Origin of the sequence: Flavobacterium sp. NRK F10, from assembly GCF_024054235.1 — a bacterium.
Taxonomy (GTDB): Bacteria; Bacteroidota; Bacteroidia; order Flavobacteriales; family Flavobacteriaceae; genus Flavobacterium; species Flavobacterium sediminis.
This window is the reverse complement of the sequence record NZ_JAMXLC010000001.1, coordinates 1,802,832-1,823,988: the sequence shown is the minus strand read 5'-3', so window position 1 is coordinate 1,823,988 and position 21,157 is coordinate 1,802,832. Positions and strand designations below refer to the sequence as shown.

The 21,157-nt window shown below is 35.9% G+C and carries 20 protein-coding genes; 7 read left to right on the top strand and 13 right to left on the bottom strand.

Annotated features, from left to right (window positions below; genetic code table 11):
• Window positions 1–101 precede the first annotated feature (101 nt).
• From NHF50_RS08305 to NHF50_RS08295, 3 genes are all read left to right on the top strand, one after another.
• Entirely contained in the window at window positions 102–1,280 is a 1,179-nt protein-coding gene (locus tag NHF50_RS08305) for an acyl-CoA dehydrogenase family protein (RefSeq protein ID WP_252775740.1), read from the top strand.
• A gap of 122 nt (window positions 1,281–1,402) precedes the next feature.
• Complete coding sequence (locus tag NHF50_RS08300; RefSeq protein ID WP_252775738.1) at window positions 1,403–2,044, top strand: hypothetical protein; 642 nt, start codon at window positions 1,403–1,405, stop codon at window positions 2,042–2,044.
• Between the two features lie 94 nt (window positions 2,045–2,138).
• Window positions 2,139–2,921 carry a DUF3050 domain-containing protein gene (locus tag NHF50_RS08295; RefSeq protein ID WP_109569243.1) on the top strand — a complete coding sequence of 261 codons (783 nt, stop codon included), beginning with the start codon at window positions 2,139–2,141 and terminating at the stop codon, window positions 2,919–2,921.
• Window positions 2,922–2,986: 65 nt separating this feature from the next.
• Here NHF50_RS08295 and NHF50_RS08290 read toward each other — a convergent pair whose 3' ends face one another.
• Together NHF50_RS08290 and NHF50_RS08285 are read right to left on the bottom strand one after the other, a co-directional pair.
• Window positions 2,987–4,093 (bottom strand): HmuY family protein, encoded by a 1,107-nt coding sequence (locus NHF50_RS08290; RefSeq protein ID WP_252775736.1) that lies wholly within the window; start codon window positions 4,091–4,093, stop codon window positions 2,987–2,989.
• 22 nt (window positions 4,094–4,115) lie between these two features.
• Window positions 4,116–6,227, bottom strand: a complete 2,112-nt coding sequence (locus NHF50_RS08285) for a TonB-dependent siderophore receptor (protein WP_252775735.1) — start codon at window positions 6,225–6,227, stop codon at window positions 4,116–4,118.
• A 107-nt stretch (window positions 6,228–6,334) separates the two neighbouring features.
• Here NHF50_RS08285 and NHF50_RS08280 point away from each other — a divergent pair, with 107 nt between their 5' ends.
• The 4 genes from NHF50_RS08280 to NHF50_RS08265 are packed head-to-tail and all read left to right on the top strand — an operon-like array spanning window position 6,335 to window position 10,015.
• Entirely contained in the window at window positions 6,335–7,159 is an 825-nt protein-coding gene (locus NHF50_RS08280; RefSeq protein ID WP_252775733.1) for a hemin ABC transporter substrate-binding protein, read from the top strand.
• Window positions 7,149–8,180: an iron ABC transporter permease gene (locus NHF50_RS08275; protein ID WP_252775731.1), complete on the top strand. Its 1,032-nt coding sequence runs from the start codon at window positions 7,149–7,151 to the stop codon at window positions 8,178–8,180. The genes NHF50_RS08280 and NHF50_RS08275 overlap by 11 nt, the downstream gene beginning before the upstream one ends.
• 3 nt (window positions 8,181–8,183) lie before the next feature.
• The gene (locus NHF50_RS08270) at window positions 8,184–8,960 is read left to right on the top strand and encodes a heme ABC transporter ATP-binding protein (protein WP_252775729.1); all 777 of its coding nucleotides are present in this window, start codon (window positions 8,184–8,186) and stop codon (window positions 8,958–8,960) included.
• Window positions 8,961–8,980: 20 nt separating this feature from the next.
• A complete protein-coding gene (locus NHF50_RS08265; protein WP_252775727.1) occupies window positions 8,981–10,015 on the top strand; it encodes a hemin-degrading factor in 1,035 nt (344 codons plus the stop codon).
• A 33-nt stretch (window positions 10,016–10,048) separates the two neighbouring features.
• Here NHF50_RS08265 and NHF50_RS08260 read toward each other — a convergent pair whose 3' ends face one another.
• From NHF50_RS08260 to NHF50_RS08210, 11 genes are all read right to left on the bottom strand, one after another.
• Window positions 10,049–10,381: a 2Fe-2S iron-sulfur cluster-binding protein gene (locus tag NHF50_RS08260; protein ID WP_252775726.1), complete on the bottom strand. Its 333-nt coding sequence runs from the start codon at window positions 10,379–10,381 to the stop codon at window positions 10,049–10,051.
• Window positions 10,381–11,439, bottom strand: a complete 1,059-nt coding sequence (locus NHF50_RS08255) for an NAD(P)/FAD-dependent oxidoreductase (protein ID WP_252775723.1) — start codon at window positions 11,437–11,439, stop codon at window positions 10,381–10,383. Before NHF50_RS08255 ends, NHF50_RS08260 begins: the two co-directional genes overlap by 1 nt.
• Window positions 11,440–11,601: 162 nt before the next feature.
• On the bottom strand, window positions 11,602–11,841 hold the full coding sequence (locus NHF50_RS08250) for a NifU family protein (protein WP_109569227.1): 240 nt from the start codon (window positions 11,839–11,841) through the stop codon (window positions 11,602–11,604).
• Window positions 11,842–11,869: 28 nt separating this feature from the next.
• Window positions 11,870–13,009, bottom strand: coding sequence for an Mrp/NBP35 family ATP-binding protein (locus NHF50_RS08245; RefSeq protein ID WP_109569226.1), 1,140 nt, complete (start codon window positions 13,007–13,009; stop codon window positions 11,870–11,872).
• Window positions 13,010–13,188: 179 nt separating this feature from the next.
• Window positions 13,189–13,743, bottom strand: coding sequence for a YceI family protein (locus NHF50_RS08240; RefSeq protein ID WP_252775722.1), 555 nt, complete (start codon window positions 13,741–13,743; stop codon window positions 13,189–13,191).
• Between the two features lie 63 nt (window positions 13,744–13,806).
• Window positions 13,807–15,081: a hypothetical protein gene (locus NHF50_RS08235; protein ID WP_109569224.1), complete on the bottom strand. Its 1,275-nt coding sequence runs from the start codon at window positions 15,079–15,081 to the stop codon at window positions 13,807–13,809.
• Between the two features lie 31 nt (window positions 15,082–15,112).
• Complete coding sequence (locus tag NHF50_RS08230) at window positions 15,113–15,691, bottom strand: YceI family protein (RefSeq protein WP_109569223.1); 579 nt, start codon at window positions 15,689–15,691, stop codon at window positions 15,113–15,115.
• Between the two features lie 215 nt (window positions 15,692–15,906).
• Window positions 15,907–17,199 (bottom strand): TolC family protein, encoded by a 1,293-nt coding sequence (locus NHF50_RS08225; RefSeq protein WP_252775720.1) that lies wholly within the window; start codon window positions 17,197–17,199, stop codon window positions 15,907–15,909.
• On the bottom strand, window positions 17,192–19,621 hold the full coding sequence (locus tag NHF50_RS08220) for an ABC transporter permease (protein WP_252775718.1): 2,430 nt from the start codon (window positions 19,619–19,621) through the stop codon (window positions 17,192–17,194). Before NHF50_RS08220 ends, NHF50_RS08225 begins: the two co-directional genes overlap by 8 nt.
• 27 nt (window positions 19,622–19,648) lie before the next feature.
• Window positions 19,649–20,443, bottom strand: coding sequence for a GIN domain-containing protein (locus tag NHF50_RS08215; RefSeq protein WP_109569221.1), 795 nt, complete (start codon window positions 20,441–20,443; stop codon window positions 19,649–19,651).
• 11 nt (window positions 20,444–20,454) lie between these two features.
• The gene (locus NHF50_RS08210; protein WP_252775716.1) at window positions 20,455–21,156 is read right to left on the bottom strand and encodes an ABC transporter ATP-binding protein; all 702 of its coding nucleotides are present in this window, start codon (window positions 21,154–21,156) and stop codon (window positions 20,455–20,457) included.
• Window position 21,157 lies beyond the last annotated feature (1 nt).

The following is a 21,157-nucleotide window of genomic DNA, read 5'->3' as shown; positions in this document are numbered from 1 at the left end:
TTCCAAACAAATTAATTTCTAAACTCTATTTTTAAATATAACATTTACCCATTGATTTGTTAAAAATCTTTGTTTACATTTGTTTACCAAAACAAACTAAAATGAAACCAGATTTATTTCAATCCCCTGATTATTATTTATTAGACGATCTATTATCAGATGAACATAAATTAGTCCGTGAAGCCAGCAGAGCTTGGGTAAAAAAAGAAGTTTCTCCTATTATAGAAGAGTATGCCCAACGTGCTGAATTTCCGAAACAACTTATAAAAGGATTAGGAGAAATTGGCGGATTTGGCCCATACATTCCGGTTGAATACGGAGGAGCTGGACTTGACCAGATCTCGTACGGATTGATCATGCAGGAAATTGAACGTGGTGATTCAGGTATACGATCTACTTCATCTGTACAGTCTTCATTAGTTATGTATCCTATTTGGAAATACGGAACAGAAGAGCAAAAAATGAAATATCTTCCTAAACTGGCAACAGGAGAAATGATGGGGTGTTTCGGTTTAACGGAACCCGATTTCGGATCCAATCCGGGCGGAATGATCACTAATTTTAAAGACAAAGGTGATCACTATCTTTTGAACGGTGCCAAAATGTGGATTTCCAATGCTCCGTTTGCTGATATTGCAGTAGTTTGGGCTAAAAACGAAGAAGGAAGAATTCACGGTTTAGTTGTGGAACGAGGTATGGAAGGCTTTTCAACTCCTGAAACCCACAACAAATGGTCACTTCGCGCTTCAGCGACAGGTGAACTGATCTTTGACAATGTAAAAGTACCTAAAGAGAACTTGTTACCTGGAAAATCAGGTCTTGGTGCTCCTCTAGGCTGTTTAGATTCTGCCCGCTATGGTATTGCCTGGGGAGCTATCGGAGCTGCTATGGATTGTTACGATACGGCTTTGCGTTATTCTAAAGAGCGTATTCAATTTGACAAACCCATCGGAGCGACACAATTGCAACAAAAGAAATTAGCAGAAATGATCACTGAGATCACTAAAGCACAATTATTAGCCTGGCGTTTAGGTGTTCTCCGCAATGAAGGAAGAGCTACTTCTGCTCAGATCTCAATGGCAAAACGCAACAATGTTGATATGGCAATTAAAATTGCTCGTGAAGCCCGTCAAATGTTAGGGGGAATGGGAATTACCGGAGAATATTCAATCATGCGCCACATGATGAATTTAGAGTCTGTAATTACGTATGAAGGCACACACGATATCCACTTACTGATCACCGGAATGGATGTAACCGGTCTTTCAGCATTCAAATAAATAAAAAAGCAGGTTAAAAACCTGCTTTTTTTAAACACTATTATTACCTCTGTAAAGTTTAACTTTTCATAAACTCTTTTCATCAATCATTTCAGTTACTTTAGTCGGGAAATTTATTGATTATGAAAAATATATACCTATGCCTTTTTCTGTTTAGCCTTACTTCTTTCTCTCAGACAGGAATGATGGGCGGAGGCATGAGAGGACAAAGACCTTCCGGACCTCCACCTGAAAATCAGTTTGAACAAAAAGATTCAAGCGCTACTAAAATGTCTGTTGAAGAACAATTGAGTTTTTTGAAAGAACACTTGAACCTTGATGAACTTCAGGAATTATTGGTACGAGAAGAGTTGATCGAAGAAGAAAAAAAGCGCACTACATCTTTCAATCCTAATACTTCTCCTGAGGAATTAAAAGGTAAGATGGAAGCTGAGAAAAAGAAAAAAGAAGAAAAATTTAAAAAGATTCTGTCTGAAGAGCAATTCCGAAAATGGAAAGAACTAGAAACCAATTCTCCAAAAGGAAGCAAGTTCCGTAAACAAAACATAATGACCGTTTTTCAAGAAAATGTCAGCGATCTAAACTTAACGGAAGCACAAAAAAAAGCTATCGACAACTTTACCGACCCGGAGCAAATAGATGCGTCTGAATCTTTCGATCCGCAAAAGAAAGAAAAAGAATTTGAAGAGTTCCTAAAATCGACTTTAGACAAGAAGCAATATAAAATCTGGAAAAAAATCTTAAAAAAGCACTCTTTGGAATAATCTTTGTTTAATTTTCTTTTGAAATTTAAAATTTACATCAAAATACTTCTGTAATTAGAGAAGCATTTTTAATTTTGTATAAAACATTAGTGCTATGAATACCCAAACGATCCATAAAACAATTGAGCCGTACAAAAAACAATTGCTTCATCATAACTTATATCATGAAATAAAAAGTTTAGATGATTTGTACTGCTTTGTAGAAAATCATGTGTATGCCGTATGGGATTTTATGTCGTTGTTAAAAGCTTTACAAAATAAATTGACCTGCACGACTACTCCTTGGGTTCCGGTAGGAAACCCTGAGGTTCGCTATTTGATCAATGAAATTGTATTAGCAGAAGAAACAGACATTAATCAGGCCGGCAAAAGAAAAAGTCATTACGAACTATATTTAGATGCAATGGAAGCTTGCGGAGCTAATACCTCAACCGTTTTAGATTTTTTGCATGATGTACAGGAAACACAAAATATTTTCGTATCTATAAAACATAGCTCTTTGCATGAAAATGTAAAAGACTTTCTGGACTTTACTTTCAGAGTAATTGAAGAAGGCAACGTACATCAAATTGCTGCTGCCTTTACTTTCGGAAGAGAAGACCTAATACCGGAAATGTTTACCGAGATTCTAAAAAACTTCCAAAATAACTTCCCTGACACTGACCTATCTCAACTGATCTACTATTTTGAAAGACACATTGAACTTGACGGGGACGAACATGGCCCTATGGCAATGAAAATGATAGAAGAACTTTGCGGTGACGATGACAAAAAATGGCAGGAAGCAACCGATATGGCGATACTTGCTTTAGAAAAAAGAATCAAACTTTGGGATGCTATCAGCGAACAAATAATGTTGAAGCAAGAACTGGTTTAAAAAACAAAAAAAGGCTATCCAAACTTACGATAGCCTTTTTTCATAACACAAACACAATCTAATATTTATAGCAATTCATATTCAAAAACAGGATATCCTCGCACTCCGTTATCATTTGTCAATGCTAACAATCTTAATTTATAGATATTCCCACCTGTATCTTTAACCACGTAAAAACGATCGTCTTTTATACTTGGACCGGAAGAAGGACCACCACCATTTCTCCAATTGCTTCCAATAACTCTTTGATCCGTAATTGACACCCAAAAATCAGCATCTTCAACATCTTCCAATGCAAAATCAGCATAAGTAGTCTCCGTTTGTGTTGCATCACTAACAACTACTTCATACACTTGTGTTCCTCCGTGGATATTAGTTGTAATAAAATCTGAAAAATAGTAAGTGATCTGACTGGTTCCGTAAGGGTAGTAATTTGTAAAACCGGTAAAGTTCAGATCCCATTTATCCGATTCCGGCTCAACATTTACTGTTTGCCCGTTTGTTAAACTTACAAACACAAAGTTATAGTTTGCATTTTTAGAGATTGTTACAGATTGAGCGGTTGTAGCATCCAGATCCGCATATTGCAACACATAATCATTGCCTTGTTTAGTAATTCTTATTTTTTTCCAGCCTCTTGCTTCACCGTCTAAAGCTACAGATCCGGCTTCCGGCGTAGTAGTTCCTACTTCATACCCCAGATTGACCAAGTAAACCTTATTCTCCTCATCATTATCTGAAACTTCTGCAATTGCCGTTCCTTCCCCATTTCCGGCTCCGGTTAAAATTCCGGTAGGATTATCAACATAGCCCAGATCCGCTAAAGTGGTATATCCTACAGACACAGAAGCATCTTCTTCCTGAACTTCTGTTATATCGGTTGTGTTCAACTGCTTTACAGCCATTTTGATCGAACCGTTAAGGATCACCCGGAATTCACTGCCACTATAAAATCCTAAATCCCAACTGTCCCGTTGAATACTTGTTTCCTGAGCGCTACTTAAATCTACAAATACCTGATTAGGTTCATTGGCACCGCCTACGAAAGGAGCAACTACAGCCTCATCTACCGGTAAAAGGGCTGTTTCTCCTCCGGTTGTTGAATCATCATCACTTGAACAAGAAGCCATAAATAAGGCCACTGCTGATACAATAAAAATACTTTTTTTCATAATTACAATAGTATTGAGTATATTAAAAATTAAGGTTATACGTTAGTTTTACAAAGTAACTCCTGCCATAAGCCAGTAACATTTGAGACGATGCAGCATGTCCGGCACCTTGATTGAGGTTGGATTGATTAACATTAGTAATATCAAAAAGGTTACGGGCACCAAGAGTCAATTCTATTTTGTCTTTCAGAAAATATTTTCGTACCGATGCATCCAGCCAACTATATGGCTCTATTTCAGAAAGAACATATTCATCCGTTCCGGCGACATATTGTTGGGACTTACCGGTATATTTATAGTATGCTGAAAAAGTAGTTTTCCATTTCGGAACCAAATAAGAAACACTACTATTTATGTTGAAATTGTAGAGATAACGATCATCAGAAGAGAACTCAAGATTGTCCATTGATCTGGAAATTCCGGTTAAAGACATCCCGAAATTAAAATTCCAGTTTCCCGTTTTAAGCTGATTGGTAGAAGAAATCGTAATGCTGTTATATTGGCTTATGTTGATGTATTCATAGATCGGAGTTGCCGCCTCATATCCGGTAAGCGCACTTGTAATCCTGTCTTTTACATCAATATAGCCCGCCATTAAACTATTAGACAAGACAGATCCGGACTCAAATACGGTTCTCTTTTTTAAACTGACTTCATACGAAGTACTTTTTTCCGGAACCAGATCTTCATTTCCTACAAAATAATGTCCGTCAAAAATGATTTGACTATATAGCTCTTCAAAAGTAGGTGTCCGAAACGATTTTCCTACTGAAGCCCTTATTTCAACATTTTTTGGCAATAAATAGCGTCCCCCTAATGAAATAGCATATTGGTTATCAAATAAAGATTGTATAGAATATCTTGCTCCAGGACGAATTGACAATTTATCGCTAATATTGATCTCAGAAATAGCAAAAAGGTCCACATTATCGATTCCTTTACTTACTTCTTTGGTTTGATTGTCCTCATCATCAACAACCGCAAAGCCATTGTTCTTAACAGCTTCATACCCGAGTTGAATATCAAATCTCTTTTTCTTAAAAAAGTTACTTAAAGTCCCTCTGGAATAAAACACTTCCATAGATTGATCCTTGTTCCTTGAATTGTTCATTTCCACATCGTTAGTAATATTGTATCTGAAATCTTCTACTTCTCTTTTCTGGTACTGATGCGAAACAGAAACATTATAATTAAGTTGCGAGAACAATTTGCCTACCACATTCAAATGATGGTACAATCTGTTTGTATAATACCTCTGATCTTCACCATATTTATAGGCACCGTATTCAGAACTGTATCCGGACTGAGCTGCCGAACCGTAAAAATCGATTACTTCATCTAAAATTTCAAACTTGTAGAATGCTCTGAAATTATTCTTTTTATAAGAGATCAATGCATTTCCCTGCCATTGTTCTTTAGGCAACCAGCTATATCCTCTGGTTCCGTCATTAATTGTATGATATTTCCCTTCCATATCTCCTAAAAAACCTTTAAAATCATTATGAGTACCTCCCACAGAGGCAAACCAATGCTCAGAAATAGTATGTGCTGTTTTTACATTTTGAATATGCTTTCCTTCTTCAAAAAAAGAGAATTCTTTACCCACAGTCTCTTCCTGAGCAGTAGCTGTTATTGCCCATTTTTCAGGAGTAGACTTCTTAGTTATAATGTTTAAGATTCCGGAAACTGCATTGGCACCATGTGTTACTCCCATAGAACCTTCAATTATTTCGATCCTCTCAATATCATTCAGATTTATCTGAGACAAATCGATATTGTTTCCGAAACCTCCTTCATTTACCAATGGAACATTATCTATTAAAATCTTAAAATATCCGGCATCCAGACCAAACATTGAAACTGTAGAACGACCTGTATTACTACTGGGGCGAACGGTAATATTTATATATTGGTTCAAAACGTCACCGAGAGTATTAGCTGCTAAATTCTGTATGTCTGCAGCAGTAATAACTCTAACATTATGAACTGATTTTTTTAACGATTGCGGTTCAAACTGAGCCGTTACAACGACTTCTTTAAGTCCGTTAACACTTATAGAATCCCTCTCCTTTTCTTGAGCTGTAAGTTTCAAAACACCTAATATAGCATACCCTATTAGAATTCCTTTTTTCATTATTTATAATAAATCTTAATTAAAATAATTTCAGCAAATGTAAATATTATTTTTATTTATTCTAAATAAATTTTATATTTTTGCTTCGAAATTAATTACTAATACTCATGAAAAAAACAGTCCTTTTAGCTCTATTTCTGCTTTCAGCCTTTGTGTATCCTCAACAAAAATCTTTGAGAATCATAAGTTTAAACGGTGCCGTAACTGAAATCATCTGCGAGTTAGGTTTTCAACAAAACATTATTGCAACTGATGTTACCAGCACCTACCCTTCCTCTTTAAAAGTCAAAAACTTGGGGCATGTTCGAAATCTTTCCGTTGAATCTGTAGTAGCTTTAAAGCCCGATCTGGTTTTAGGAACTGAAAAAGACATCAATCCTACTCTGGCAAATAATTTAAAAGCAGCCGGAATAAAAACGATATTTTACAAGCAAGAATTTTCTGTATCCGGAACGAAACAATTGATCGCAGAAATTGCTAAAACACTAAATCATAAAGATTATGCATTTCTCCAGCATAAAATTGACCAGGAGATTTCAAAAGCGAAAGAACTGACTGTAAAACCTAAAGTATTGTTCATTTATGCCAGAGGAGCCGGTACTTTAATGGTAGCCGGTAAAAATACTCCCATAGAAAAAATAATTGGTTTATCCGGCGGCATTAATGCCATTACAGCATTTGAAAACTTTAAACCCTTAACTCCTGAAGCACTCTTGGCTGCAAATCCTGATTACGTCTTGTTCTTTTCAAGCGGTATGGAAAGCTTAGGAGGTATTGATGGTGTTTTAAAAATAGATGGTATTGAAAAAACAAAAGCCGGCAAACTTAAAAACATCATAGCTATGGATGGCGCTTTACTTTCAGGGTTTGGCCCCAGACTGGGAGAAGCTATAGTAGCATTAAATACATTATTACGAGAAAATGGAAAGTAAAAAGTACTTCTTTCTATCGGCAATTATAATGCTGTTGGTACTCCTTACAGCTACCTCTCTGTTTGTGGGTGTATATGAATTTGAAATGCCTTATTCTACCCTTTTAAAAAACACTTTCTTTCATAAAGACCGTATCCCGGAAACCGATTTCTATATTCTTTATGAATTACGATTACCCCGAATTATTATGGCTATACTGGTAGGAAGTGCCCTAGCTGTTTCAGGAACAAGCTTGCAAGGAATGTTTAAAAATCCTTTGGCTACGCCTGACCTGATCGGAATAACTTCCGGAGCATCACTTTTTGCCGCTATTTCAATTGTTCTCGGGGCGCATTTGAAAAATTTACTTCCTGAAGTTTTCCATTTTTCATTAATCAGTATTATGGCATTTCTGGGTTCTGTCATTACTATGATCTCTGTCTATAAAATTGCTACAGTAAAAGGAAAAACCAATGTTGTCGTGATGTTGTTAACAGGAGTTGCAATTACCGCACTAGGTTTTGCTTTCACCGGATTTATGATTTACCTCTCAGAGGACGATGAATTAAGAGATCTTACTTTCTGGAATCTGGGAAGTCTTGCTGCTGCTAACTGGACAAAGAACGGTATCTTAGTTTGTGTCATCGCTGTATCTTATTTCTTTATCCTCAAAAAAGGAAAGGCGCTCAATGCCATGATGCTGGGAGAGAATGACGCCGCTCACTTAGGCATTCCGGTTGAGCGGACGAAACAACAGATCATTTGGTTTTCCTCTTTATTAGTTGGCACTTCAGTTGCTTTTTGCGGTACTATCGGTTTTATAGGACTTATTGTTCCTTATATCTTACGGCAATTGTTCAAATCAAATTACCAGATCATTTTACCTTTTTCAGCAGTAACCGGAAGCGTTTTATTACTGGGAGCTGACACCTTAAGCAGAACTATTGCTGCTCCTTCAGAACTGCCTATCGGTATTTTAACAGCAATTATGGGAGCCCCCGTATTTATTGCTATTTTAATCAAAAACAAAAAAACGTTATAAGTCATGTTAGAAGCAGAAAAATTATCCTATAGCGTAAAAAACAATACCTTACTCCGAAACGTTACCCTCAAAGCAGAACGGGGAAAGCTAATTGCTATTGTAGGCCCGAATGGTGCCGGAAAATCCACTTTACTTCGTTTGCTTTCCCACGAAATCACGTCAAAAGGTCACCCTATTTTATTTAAAGGGGAAAAGCTAGAAAATTGGAGTTCTACTGAATTGCCAAAACACAAAGCTAAATTCTCTCAGCATTATCATCATGATATTCCTCTTTTTGTGGAAGATGTCGTGTTAATGGGGCGCTATCCTTATTTTAACTCCCAGCCATCTTTACTTGATAAAGAAATTGTAGAAAATAAGCTATTGGATTTAGGCATTGAACATTTAGCTAAAAAAAATTACAGCCAACTATCCGGTGGCGAGAAACAACGGGTTCATCTGGCCAGAGTTATGGTACAACTTGAGAATACGGTTGAACATAAGCTTGCCTTTTTTGACGAACCACTGAACAATCTGGACATTCTACATCAACACCGGATCATGAAAAACATTAAAGATTTTACACAATTAAACAATACTGCGATGGTGGTTCTCCACGATCTGAATATAGCGGCTCAATATGCTGATTCGATCGTATTGATGAAACAAGGTCAAATTGCAAAACAAGGTCATCCGGAAGACGTTTTTACCAATGATATTATTTCTGACGTTTACAATTTCCCTTGTACTATTTGTCGAAATCCTGTTACGAACAACCCACTGATTCTATTTGGAAATTAAAATTTTAAACACATAAAAATATGGATACAACCGCAACATTAAGAGAAAAATGGGATGAATTAAAAGCAAAAAATCCTTCTCTTAGAATACGAAATGCTGCACTTGAGTTAGGTGTTAGCGAGGCTGAACTTTTGGCCACCAAAATTGGAGAAACTGTAATCCGGCTACGTCCGGAGATCACTTCGATCCTACAAGAGATAAAATCTTTAGGAAAAGTTATGGCACTTACCCGCAATGAAGAATGTGTTCATGAGCGTAAAGGAGTTTATCTGAATGCTGACTTTTCAAGCCCCTATGCCGGCTTGTTTGTAGGTGAAGATATTGATCTACGGATCTTTCCTTCTGTTTGGACAAAAGCCTTCAGTGTAGAAGAAACATCAGAACACGGCACTCGAAAAAGTCTCCAGTTTTTCAGCAAAGACGGATTAGCGATTCATAAGATTTATCTAACACCTCAGAGCAATGACGAGGCTTTTAACGCATTGGTCTCAAAATACAAAAGTGATAATCAAGAAGCTATAGAAACTGTTGAGTCTGTTTCACTGGATCTGAATGAAAAACCGGATCATGAAATTAACATTGTTAGCTTTCAGAAAGAATGGGAAACCTTAAAAGACACACATGATTATTTCGGTCTACTCAAAAAATACAATGTTAGTCGTACTCAAGCCATGCGACTGGCTCCGAGCGAATATTATGCAACTCCTATAGGAAAAGAAAGAATAACCTCCATGCTGGAGACTGTTGCAAAAGAACATTTCCCTATTATGGTTTTTGTCGGAAACAAAGGCAATATCCAGATCCACACAGGCGAGGTCAAGAGAACACTATGGCACGGAAACTGGTTTAACATCATGGACCCCGACTTTAATCTGCATTTAGATATGTCAAAGATCGCGCAAACATGGATCGTCAGAAAGCCTACAGAAGACGGTATTGTTACTTCTATTGAAGTTTTTAATGAAATGGGAGATCTGATCGTTCAGTTCTTTGGAAAACGAAAACCGGGAATTCCTGAAATGAAAGAATGGCAGGATGTAGTAGCTAATTTATGATAACAAAAAAGCGAGAAAAAATTCTCGCTTTTTTTATTGTTCCGGTGCAATTTGTATTGCTAAACCCTCTAAATTTTCCGTTATGGGAATTTGGCAACCCAACCTGCTATTTGGCTGAACATGATAGGCTTCGTCCAGCATCGCTTCTTCATCCGGATTTCGGTCAATAGGTACCACATCATTTAAGATATATACCTGACAAGATGCGCACATAGCCATCCCTCCGCAAATTCCTAAAGTACCTTCTTCGGCTAATTCATAGGAACGGATTAACTCCATCAGGTTCATATTCATATCAGTAGGAGCTAAAACTTCGTGAGTCACTCCGTTTCGGTCTGTTATTTTTATGTTTACGTCTTGCGCCATTACTCTATTGCTTTTACAACTGCTTTTTCTGCTTCTTTACGAGTTCCGTCAAAACCATCAACACCGGAAACGGTTGTATATTTCAACACATAACGTTTTCCCGGATTGATTCGGTTATAAACACTCTGGCACATTAGAGTTGCTTCGTGAAAACCACATAAGATCAGTTTTAATTTTCCCGGATATGTATTCACATCGCCAATAGCATAAATCCCGTCAATATTGGTCTGATAATCTAAAGCATTGTTTACTTTAATAGCATTTTTTTCGATTTCCAATCCCCAATTAGCTATGGGTCCCAATTTAGGTGTCAAACCAAACAAAGGAATAAAATAATCGCACTCTACATTCATACGAGCACCATTAATTTCAATATCGACAGCTGTTATTCTCTCACTACCATTAAATCCAACAACTTCTGCAGGAGTAATCAATTTAATTTTTCCGGCATCTTTTAATTCTTTTACTTTTTCTACTGAATCTAATGCTCCTCGGAATTCATTTCTTCTGTGAACTAAAGTCACTGATTTTGCTACATTTGACAAAAAAACAGACCAGTCCAAGGCTGAATCTCCTCCTCCGGCAATCACAATATTTTTATCTCTGTATTTTTCAGGATCTTTTACGAAATAGTCAACACCTCTGTCTTCTAACTCATAAAATTCAATGTCTTTTAAAACCGGCTTACGAGGTTCAAAAGTTCCTAGACCACCGGCAATAGCAACTGCTTTAGCTTTGTGCTTTGTTCCTTCTTTAGTCGTTACAACAAAGGTACCGTCTTCTAATTTATCAATTGTTTCCGCAGTTTCTCCTAAGGTAAAACCCGGTTGAAACTGTTTAATTTGTTCCATTAAATTGTTTACCAAATCTCCTGCTAAGACTTCTGGATAACCCGGTATATCAAAAATAGGTTTTTTAGGATATAATTCTGCTAATTGTCCTCCCGGTTGCGGAAGTGCGTCAATAATGTGGCATTTCATTTGAAGCAGTCCGGCTTCAAAAACGGCAAAAAGACCAGTAGGCCCGGCACCGATTATCACTATATCTGTTTCAATCATTTTAAATATGGTTTTTTACAGGGCAAAGTTCTTTTAAGTGAAACTTAATCCCTATGACTTTTATCAGTTTTTGCATGGGACTTTACGGTGTAAAGTTTACTCGTTTTGAGACGCCCCAAACGCAATACTAAATTAACTTTTTCGAACAGTTCACTCTGTAACCTAAGCTACATTCTCTACTGTTTCTATTTGCGGTACATATTTTTTGATAGTCGTTTCTACTCCGGCTTTCATTGTGCTGATACTTAAACTACAACTTGTACAAGCTCCTTCCAGTCTAACCTTTACGTGTTTACCGTCAACGATCTCAACCAATGAAATATCTCCACCATCAGAATTTAAGAACGGACGGATTTCGTCCAGTGCTTTTTCAATATTATTTTTTACTTCTTCTTGTGTCATACCTTTTGTTTATGCGCTATGAAAGGCATTATTTTTTAACAGCAGAACATCCTGCCATAGTTGTTATTTTTACAATTTCTGTAGGAGGAAGATTGTCATTTCTGTTTACCGTTTCCTGTACTACATTACGGGCTAATTCCTCAAATGCTTTTTCCAGCGGAGTCGCTGTCTGCAAAGCTGCAGGGCGTCCGTAATCGCCTGCTTCACGAATACTTTGTACTAAAGGAACTTCTCCTAAAAACGGAATTTGTAGATCTTCTGCCAGATTTTTAGCTCCTTCCTGACCAAAAATATAATATTTATTCTCCGGTAATTCTTCCGGTGTAAAATAGGCCATGTTTTCAATTATACCTAATACGGGAACTTTGATATTTTCATTCTGGAACATTGCCACTCCTTTTTTGGCATCAGCCAGAGCAACCGCTTGCGGAGTACTTACCACAACGGCTCCTGTAAGAGGTAAAGATTGCATAATTGATAAATGGATGTCTCCTGTTCCCGGAGGAAGGTCTATCAACATAAAATCGATGTCGCCCCAGTTCGCATCAAAAACCATTTGGTTCAGTGCCTTCGCTGCCATTGGTCCTCTCCAAATAACCGCTTGATCCGGTTTAGTAAAAAATCCGATCGAAAGGATTTCAACACCATAGCTTTGAACAGGTTGCATTTTTGATTTGCCCTCCACTTCAACAGATACCGGTTTCGCATTTTCCACATCAAACATAATAGGCATTGAAGGTCCGTAAATATCAGCATCTAAAACACCGACTTTAAAGCCCATTTTTGCCAAAGACACTGCTAAATTAGCCGTAATAGTTGATTTTCCGACCCCTCCTTTACCGGAGGAAACGGCAATAATATTACTAATACCGGGAATCTGTTTTCCTTTGATTACGTTCTCTTCTTCCTTTTTTTCCGGAACTTCTACTTTAACATTGACCTTTACTTTTGCTTTCTCATACACCTTTTCATGTATTACTTTCATAATATCAACCTCTGCTCTTTTTCTGATATGAAGAGCCGGCGTATTAAGCAGCAAATCTACGACAACCTCATCTCCGAAGGTCAGTACATTTTGTATTGCTCCGCTTTCCACCATATTTTTACCTTCTCCGGCAACTGTAATGGTTTCTAACGCTTTTAATATATCTTTACGATCTAACTTCATTGTACTTAGTAATTTAATTTCCTTATTTACAATCTTTTATTAAGACTGATTTTAGATTGCAAAGATAAGTTGAAAAAGATAACGGGCAAAAATCAATTTGTAAAACTTTTGTTATTTTCCGCAAATAAAAAAAGCATCCTTGTCTAAGGGATGCTTTAAAAAAACCAAATTTAAAACTATCAATATCTAAAATAGAGGTCAAAATCTATTTCAACTTGATTGTTTACTACTATTGCTCCAAGGAGTTTTTTGGGGGCTTTAAGGGAAAAATCTTGAATATCAAGGTTAAGTACTCCTTTTACATTATTGTCTTTTGCATGGTATTGTACCGGAATTTCATAGGCTTTTCTTTGACCGGCAATCGCGACATTGACTTTTGCCGTTAGGGGGGTACTGTGTGTAAGTTCTATAAGTTCAATTGTAATATTCGGAAACTCATCGGTTCTTAAAATGCTTTTTAGGTCTTTTGTAATCATTCTATGTTTACAATCGAATCCGTCACTTTTGATCGCTATCACAGCTCCGTCGCAAATTGTACTGTTTTTAGCTTTCAAAAAGGTGATACAATACTCTTCTTTCAGCAAAGCCGAATCGTACTGACATTGAAACGTATTAACATTAGACTTGCCTTTTATAATAATCTGGCTTTGCTCTGTAATCATCACTTTAGTAGTTTCTACAGGTGTAAAACCTAAACTAAAGATTAATACTATTACAAATGTAAGCGCTTTCATAATTTCTGTTTTTTAGGCACGAAGACCAAACATGATCTTCGTGCCTCATGAAAAAAGTTATGATTAGAAGCTGATTATCGCTTCAGCAACAAATCCGTTAAATTTACCGCCATCCAGTTTATTTCCGGGTGCAAATCCGTCATATTTTTGATTTACATATTCTACTTTAGCTAAGATGTTTTTAGTCATAAACCAGCCGCCACCAATATTAAATCTGGTAATATCGACATCATATCCTGAAGCATCTTCTGCTGATACTGTATTATAACGTCCGCCAAAATAGAAGTTTTCATTACCTCCGAAACGATATAATAACTCTGCTCCTAATTGAGTGGCTTTTCTTCTATCTGTTTCGCCTAAATTTCTACCATTTGTAAATTCTAATACTCCAAAGAATTCTAAACCTTGGTATTTTACAAACGGGTTAAACATAATAGCAGTTAACTTATTATTGAAACCCGGATCGTATCTGCCTGATCTGAAATCTGTCGCTGCAGTAGCATCCGGAGCTGACATTACCATATAATATCTCGCACCGGCTCTGTCTCCTGCATATAAATAAGTTCTGGTTGCCCAAGCTGTATTGTAAACAGATCCTGTTAAACGAACTCTTAAATCATCGCTTAATTGTTTGTCAAAACCTAATTTACCCACAAATGAAGGACTTGCGTTACCATTAGTTTCATCGCTGACCACACTTTGATTTAATTTTGTATTAGTCACTGCTGCCATAGCTAAAAAGCCATCTTTTCTGAAATAAACTTCACCACCTACTTCGGTTGTAAATGAATCCATAATATAGTTCCCTACAAACGGATTAAATATAGCTTGTGCATTATCACTTCTTCTGAAGTGAGTATCCCCGTAGTTGATCTCCATATGTCCTACTTTAATAGTCACATATTTCATCAAATCTGAAGCTAAACCTTCTTTAACAAAATCTAAGTTGTCAACTTGGAAATAACCTCCTTTTACATACGGTTCATTATGGTGACGAGATGACAAATAGGTTCTCAAGTGCATACGAAGTCCTTTTGCTAATGCAACATCCATATCTAAGTTAGCTGTAGCTAAGTTAAAATTGTTAGTTATTGCTATCAAATCAGCCGCTCCATCTGCGTTTTCATGATCTATCGCCTGATACTGCAACGCAAAGGAACCTCCCATTCTTACTTTTACATTGTCAAAAGTTGAAGCGGTATCTTTTGGTGATTCAAAAACATTCAACCCTCTTTTGTCCGGTTGTCTAAAATTATCTAAGTCCCTGTTTTGAGCCTCTAAACTGCTGCATAAGCTTAACAAAGCTATTATAAATGCAGATTTAATAATTGATTTCATACCTGTTGATTTTATGTTGATTCGTAAAATTTTATTGATATACTACTGAAAAATTTATTGTTACACTTTCGCCTGTTTTAATAGTTCCTAACAGTGCTGTAGGCGGTTTTACACTATAGTGCGTCATATTAAGCGTTTGTTTACCGGTTAACTGAATTTTATTAGCAATTAGCTTAGCGGTAAAATTTTGTGTGATCTTTTTAGTTACCCCATTAATGGTAAGGTCGCCCTGAGTCTCGATCAAAAAAGTTCCGTTTGTATTTTTAGCTACTTTAAGAACTTTCGTCACTTTATAATTAATGGTTTTATATTTAGAACTATTCAGCGCTTTAAAAGTATTTTGATCCATTCCTTTTTTTCCGCTTTTCAATTGTTCTACTTCAACCACAAAAGTTAAATTTTTTAACGCTGTAATATCTGTACCGGAAACTGTAAAACCAGCCGTTCCTGACATTGTTTTTGCTTCTATTGTCCAATCGTGTAAATTAGAAGTCCCGTCAACTGTTAATTTACTTTCACTTAATAAAAGTTTATATTCTTGTGCATTTAAAAAACTGAATGTCAAAAACATAAACATTACTAATCCTACTATTCTATGTTTTGCTTTCATAACCTTTTCATTTAAATTATAGAACAAATTTCGCCTGAAATTTTAGTAGAAAACATGACTTTTGTCACTTTTGTTACAAAAGCCTGTAGAGAAGAGCAACTCAAACGTTATAGTTTATGTTTTTTTCAAAAAAAAATCCTAAAAGTGTTTTTCAACCTTTAGGAATAAGAAAAATAACAACTATTTCTTTTAAAAAAACAGAATTAAAAGCTCATTTACAACTCGTTATATTTTAAAAGATTCATCTTAATTGTAGTAAACCGAATCATTAATTGATTTTTTAAGACATCATATTGTGATTGTAACAACTGATTTTTTACGGAGTTAAATGTCACTGCTTCTATTTTACCACTCTCAAATTTTGACTGAGATGTTCTGTACGAGAGTTTAGCAAAATCTAAAACATCACTAAACCGGGATTCTAACTGTTTGTATTGTTCTTTTCTTTCATTTTCCAAAGCCAGTTGTTTCTCCAGTTGTTGTTTCTCAAATGTCATCTGCACTTTGCTTTTCTCTGTTTCTATTTTAGCAGACGCTATTTGTTTGCTGTTTCTAAATCCGTTGAATATAGGAATATTAAGTTGGAGACCTATTTGATGGTTCTTATTGTCCTGTAACTGGGTTTGTAAATCGCTGACCGCAACATCCGGTTGATTCAGAGGTTTGTAATAAAAAGTCGAAAACTGATAATAAGCTGATAATGACGGTAAACTATTCGCCCGATATTGTAAAATTGTTTTTTTACTAATCTTAAAATTGGTCTCTGCTAAATCTAATTTCGGATTTTGTATCTCCTTATCTATGGTTCCTGATGAAAAATCTTCTAATACGATCTCTTGTACCTCAACATCTGTTTTATTGATCAACTGGAACAATTGCAATTTTAAAAGAACTAACTGTTGTTCACTGTCTACTAATTGTGCCTGCTCTGACTTATAAGACAATTGCATGTCATACTCATCACTTTTCGGTTTACTTCCTATTTCAACTTCTTTCAGAACTCTGTCTAAATTATTTTTAGAATTTTTAAGTTGTTCGCTTTTAATTTTAACCAACTCTTGGGTATATAATGCCTGATAATAGCTTTCTGCTATTTGTAATTTATACTCATTTTCAAAAACTTTTCTTTCGGCTTCTGCTTTTTCAAGCTCTAATTTACTTTTGCTTTTTAGTGCCAAATTATTAAAATCTAACACATTGACAGACGCATTGAGATAGAAATTATCGTATAAAATATTGGAACTGACCCTGCCGTTTGTAGCCGGATCAATTGTAGATCCGAAATTATATGAATGATTTCCTGCAAGATTTACGGTTGGTAGCCAATAATGAATCAACGAAGTTTTACTTCTTTCTGCTCTTTTTACTTCCAACTGCCTGACCTGCTCTTCTAAACTTTGCTCTAAAGCGGTATCAATACATTCCTGTAACGACCAGATTTTTGACTGGGCGGTAACAAGAAGACTAAAAGTCAATAAAAGCGTAGTATATATTAGCTTTTTATTCATATTTCAAATATTTTAAAACATCTACTTTAGTCGCCTGATATGCTCTTGACAAGACTACTACTAATGTTAGTACCAATAAGGCTATGAATCCGATAACAAACGGCATTATACTGATCGATATCCTGAAAGCAAAGTTCTCTAACCATTTTTCCAGAAAGTAATACGTTGGCAATATGGCTAAAGCAAAACCGGCAATACCAAATACAATATATTGTTTCGACAATTCTTTTAACAAAGAACCGGTTTCTGCCCCTAATGTTTTACGAATGGCTATTTCTTTCATACGACGCTCAATGGAAAAGGCTGCTAAAGCAAATAAACCGAAAAGCGCTATTAATATCACCACCAGATTAAGAAGTGAGAACAAGTTTTTCTGTTTTACGTACTGTTCATACGTACGGGCATAATTTTTATCCACAAAATCATAATCAAAAGGATATTCGTTGTCCACATTCTGAACCCAGAATTTTTCTATTTCAGATAGTGTCTGTTCTAAATTTTCAGGATCAACTTTTACATACATCTGACTAAGATTTGACAACATCCAGTCGATCGTTTTGAAATGAAAAAATGCCATTGGCGGAATTTCGGCCTGTGGTCCGTAAATATGAAAATCTTTAACGATTCCTACTACTTTTAATTTATGATCGTTCCAGTTTACTTCTTTCCCTACTAAAGCACTATCTTTCATCATCTTTGCAGCAGTTTCATTGACTAACATGGAGCTTATGGTATCAGAAGCATACTTAGATGATAAATTTCTCCCTTCTTTTATTTTAATATTCATCATAGGAAGCATGTCAAAATCAATGGCCATATTCTGCCCCTGAATATTCACATTATTATAGATAAAACTGGAAGATGAAGTTGCTCCGCCACCAAAGTTAAAGGCTCCGGATGCTACCTCACGAACTCCTTTTATTTTTCCGAGTTCTTGTTTGATCATTTCAAAACGAGAGAAGTTTTTCTTCATATAACCTTCCTCGTTATGTCCGTATTTATTTCTATAAGAAATCCGGATCACTTGTTCTCCACTAAAGCCAAGATCCTTGGTTGCCATATAATGCACTTGTTGGTATACAATATAAGAACCTACAATAAAAAAAGAGGCTATGGCAAATTGTACGATCAACATGGCGTTTCTAAGCCAAATGCCTCTTTTGCTTCTGCTGAAATTTCCTTTTAAAACCTTCAGCGTTTCAAAATTGGAAACATACAAAGCCGGAAATATCCCGGCAAAAACAACTACGGCAAAAAAGATCAGGATTAATTGAATAAAGAACAGGCTTCCGTTCAACTCTAATGATTTACCGAGAAAATCGTTATAATAAGGCAATGCTAATTCTACAATCACTAAGGCGAACAGAATAGAGAACAAAACGAAAATGACAGTTTCAAAAACGAATTGATAAATAATATTATTTTTGGTAGCGCCCAATATTTTTCTAACGCCTACTTCTTTTGCCCGTTTTATAGTATTGGCTGTCGCCAAATTAACATAATTTACGATGGAAAGAACCAGGATCAAAACGGATAATCCCAGCATAATCATTAGAAACTGATAATTGCCTTTAGATTCCGGATAACTATCAATAACGGAATGTAAATGTGCTGTTTGCAAGGCTTCAAGGATTACTTTATTTCCTTCTTCATCATACTTTTTCAGCCACTCTTCCGGAGTTAAACCTTCTTCTTTTGCCCATTTGACCAAAGTATTCTCATACATCACCTTCTCTATCTTAGTTCTTACCTCAGGTGCTGTATTAGGGTCTTTAAGCTTAATAAGTAGTCCGAAATTATAATTTCCCCAATGATCCTTATTGTTTTTAAGCTTTGATTCTAATAGATTGGTAACAGCTTCCGGTGCTATAGAAGATTTAGTGTTTAATTTATACACTCCTTTAACTACTAATTTTCTACCGGAATATTCAACTTCTCTATTGATCGGGTTTTGATCTCCGAAAATACGTTGTGCGGCAACATCTGAAATTGCCATACTGGATTCGCTTAAACATGCCTTAGGATCTCCCTGAAGAAATTCAAAGGGAAAGAAATCAAAAAAGTTTTTTTGGGCATCAACAAATTTTAATATTTCTTTTTTGTCTTTATACTTTATGATCTCATTATAATACCAATTATTGAAATAACAATACGATTCTACTTCCTGAAATTGGGTTTCAAAATATGCCCCTAAAGGTGCCGGATTATTAGCCCAGATATTGCCTCCGCCCAAGTCCTGTAACACTTCAAAGACCTTTTCTTTTTCAGGATTCCAGGCGTCATAACTTTTTTCGTCATTATAATATAAAAGCGAAAAAACAAGTGCGGCAATACCGATACTCAATCCTAGAATATTAAGTATAGTAAATAACTTGTTGTTCTTGATGTGATAATAAAAAATATGTAACCAGTTGTTAAGCATAACTGTTCGTTTTTTGATGGATGATTATTATTTTTTAGTAACTGAGCCTGATGAGCTTTCTTTAATACGTATCTTATCCGGATCTCCGTAATAGATAATATCGGCACTGGATGATGCTTCTGCTTCTAACAATGCTGTTGCATGTATCATTACGTCGGCTGAACTATTTGCTTTTACATAAGCTTCTTTAGCTTCTAAATTTTTCAGATCGCAATCAGAAGAACTGCTACTTCCTACTTTTACTGTAGCTGCTTTTCCGGACACTTTTACGTCTGCTGAACTACTGGATTCTACTAATAGCATCGGAGTGTTTACCTGAATATCACAATCAGCACTGGATGAATTATCTATCGTTATTTTGTCGGCTTCAAAACTTCCTTCAATGCTACTCGACGAACTGCTTTTTAAGGTCACTTCTTTTGCCTTGTTCGTATTTAGAAGTTTGACTTCTGCGGAAGTACTGGTTGTAATTTCGTTTAAAAACGGACCGGAGATCTCAACTTTTAGAACCTCAAATGACACTCCGTTATTCCAATTTCTACCGCTTTTACTTTTTTTCTTTTTAGTATTTTTAAAATATTCTGTTGTATCAATATAAACCTTGAGCACACCGTTTTCAGTTTCTGTTTTTACGCAAGCTATTTTTTGAGCATCATCGGCATATACTTTAACTGATTGAATAGTACTGAATGTATAAAACACTTCAATAGTATTGGACACTTTTAATTTTGAAAAAGATTCCACCTGACGATTCTCTGAAACCTGAGCTCTAAGCATCAAGCTCATTAAACCAACCACTAAATAAATTATGATTCTGTACATGATCTTATTTTTTAAGAAATTAATATGTCTACTTTTTTGTTATTATTTTTCTCGGAAATAATCATTCCGTCTTTCATCACAATTGTTTTTTGTGAAAAAGAAGCATCATAATCAGAATGCGTTACCATTAAAATTGTAGCTCCCTGAGCATGCAGATCCGTTAATAACTCCATCACTTCATTTCCGTTCTTAGAGTCCAGATTTCCGGTAGGTTCATCGGCCAAAATGATTTTAGGCTCATTGATCAGAGCACGAGCTACCGCCACACGTTGCTGCTGTCCGCCGGATAATTGCTGAGGAAAATGTTTCAATCGGTGTGCAATGCCTAAACGTTCAGCAATTGCCTCTACTTTTTGTTTGCGCTGAGCTGCCGGAACATCATTATAAATAAGTGGTAATTCGATGTTATCAAAAACAGAAAGTTCGTCTATCAAATTGAAATTCTGAAAAATAAATCCGATGTTTTGTTTTCTCACTTTAGCTCTTTCCTGTTCTTTAAGGGCAATCATTTCTTGCTCTAATAAAATGTAATGTCCTTCATCAGCGCTATCTAGCAGACCTACAATATTCAATAAAGTAGATTTACCGCTTCCTGAAGGCCCCATAATGGTTACAAATTGGCCTTGTTCTAATTGAAAAGAAACGTTATTCAATGCTTTTGTTTCCACTTCTTCTGTTCGGAAGGTTTTTGAAAGGTTTTTAATTTGTATCATA

Bases quoted from the DNA above. Each gene is read 5' to 3' on its own strand.
- NHF50_RS08210 (WP_252775716.1), bottom strand. From the start codon at position 21,156: ATGATACAAATTAAAAACCTTTCAAAAACCTTCCGAACAGAAGAAGTG.
- NHF50_RS08265 (WP_252775727.1), top strand. From the start codon at position 8,981: ATGGATACAACCGCAACATTAAGAGAAAAATGGGATGAATTAAAAGCA.
- NHF50_RS08235 (WP_109569224.1), bottom strand. From the start codon at position 15,081: ATGAAATCAATTATTAAATCTGCATTTATAATAGCTTTGTTAAGCTTA.
- NHF50_RS08255 (WP_252775723.1), bottom strand. From the start codon at position 11,439: ATGATTGAAACAGATATAGTGATAATCGGTGCCGGGCCTACTGGTCTT.
- NHF50_RS08300 (WP_252775738.1), top strand. From the start codon at position 1,403: ATGAAAAATATATACCTATGCCTTTTTCTGTTTAGCCTTACTTCTTTC.
- NHF50_RS08305 (WP_252775740.1), top strand. From the start codon at position 102: ATGAAACCAGATTTATTTCAATCCCCTGATTATTATTTATTAGACGAT.
- NHF50_RS08270 (WP_252775729.1), top strand. From the start codon at position 8,184: ATGTTAGAAGCAGAAAAATTATCCTATAGCGTAAAAAACAATACCTTA.
- NHF50_RS08260 (WP_252775726.1), bottom strand. From the start codon at position 10,381: ATGGCGCAAGACGTAAACATAAAAATAACAGACCGAAACGGAGTGACT.
- NHF50_RS08225 (WP_252775720.1), bottom strand. From the start codon at position 17,199: ATGAATAAAAAGCTAATATATACTACGCTTTTATTGACTTTTAGTCTT.
- NHF50_RS08230 (WP_109569223.1), bottom strand. From the start codon at position 15,691: ATGAAAGCAAAACATAGAATAGTAGGATTAGTAATGTTTATGTTTTTG.
- NHF50_RS08285 (WP_252775735.1), bottom strand. From the start codon at position 6,227: ATGAAAAAAGGAATTCTAATAGGGTATGCTATATTAGGTGTTTTGAAA.
- NHF50_RS08220 (WP_252775718.1), bottom strand. From the start codon at position 19,621: ATGCTTAACAACTGGTTACATATTTTTTATTATCACATCAAGAACAAC.
- NHF50_RS08275 (WP_252775731.1), top strand. From the start codon at position 7,149: ATGGAAAGTAAAAAGTACTTCTTTCTATCGGCAATTATAATGCTGTTG.
- NHF50_RS08245 (WP_109569226.1), bottom strand. From the start codon at position 13,009: ATGAAGTTAGATCGTAAAGATATATTAAAAGCGTTAGAAACCATTACA.
- NHF50_RS08280 (WP_252775733.1), top strand. From the start codon at position 6,335: ATGAAAAAAACAGTCCTTTTAGCTCTATTTCTGCTTTCAGCCTTTGTG.
- NHF50_RS08240 (WP_252775722.1), bottom strand. From the start codon at position 13,743: ATGAAAGCGCTTACATTTGTAATAGTATTAATCTTTAGTTTAGGTTTT.
- NHF50_RS08295 (WP_109569243.1), top strand. From the start codon at position 2,139: ATGAATACCCAAACGATCCATAAAACAATTGAGCCGTACAAAAAACAA.
- NHF50_RS08290 (WP_252775736.1), bottom strand. From the start codon at position 4,093: ATGAAAAAAAGTATTTTTATTGTATCAGCAGTGGCCTTATTTATGGCT.
- NHF50_RS08250 (WP_109569227.1), bottom strand. From the start codon at position 11,841: ATGACACAAGAAGAAGTAAAAAATAATATTGAAAAAGCACTGGACGAA.
- NHF50_RS08215 (WP_109569221.1), bottom strand. From the start codon at position 20,443: ATGTACAGAATCATAATTTATTTAGTGGTTGGTTTAATGAGCTTGATG.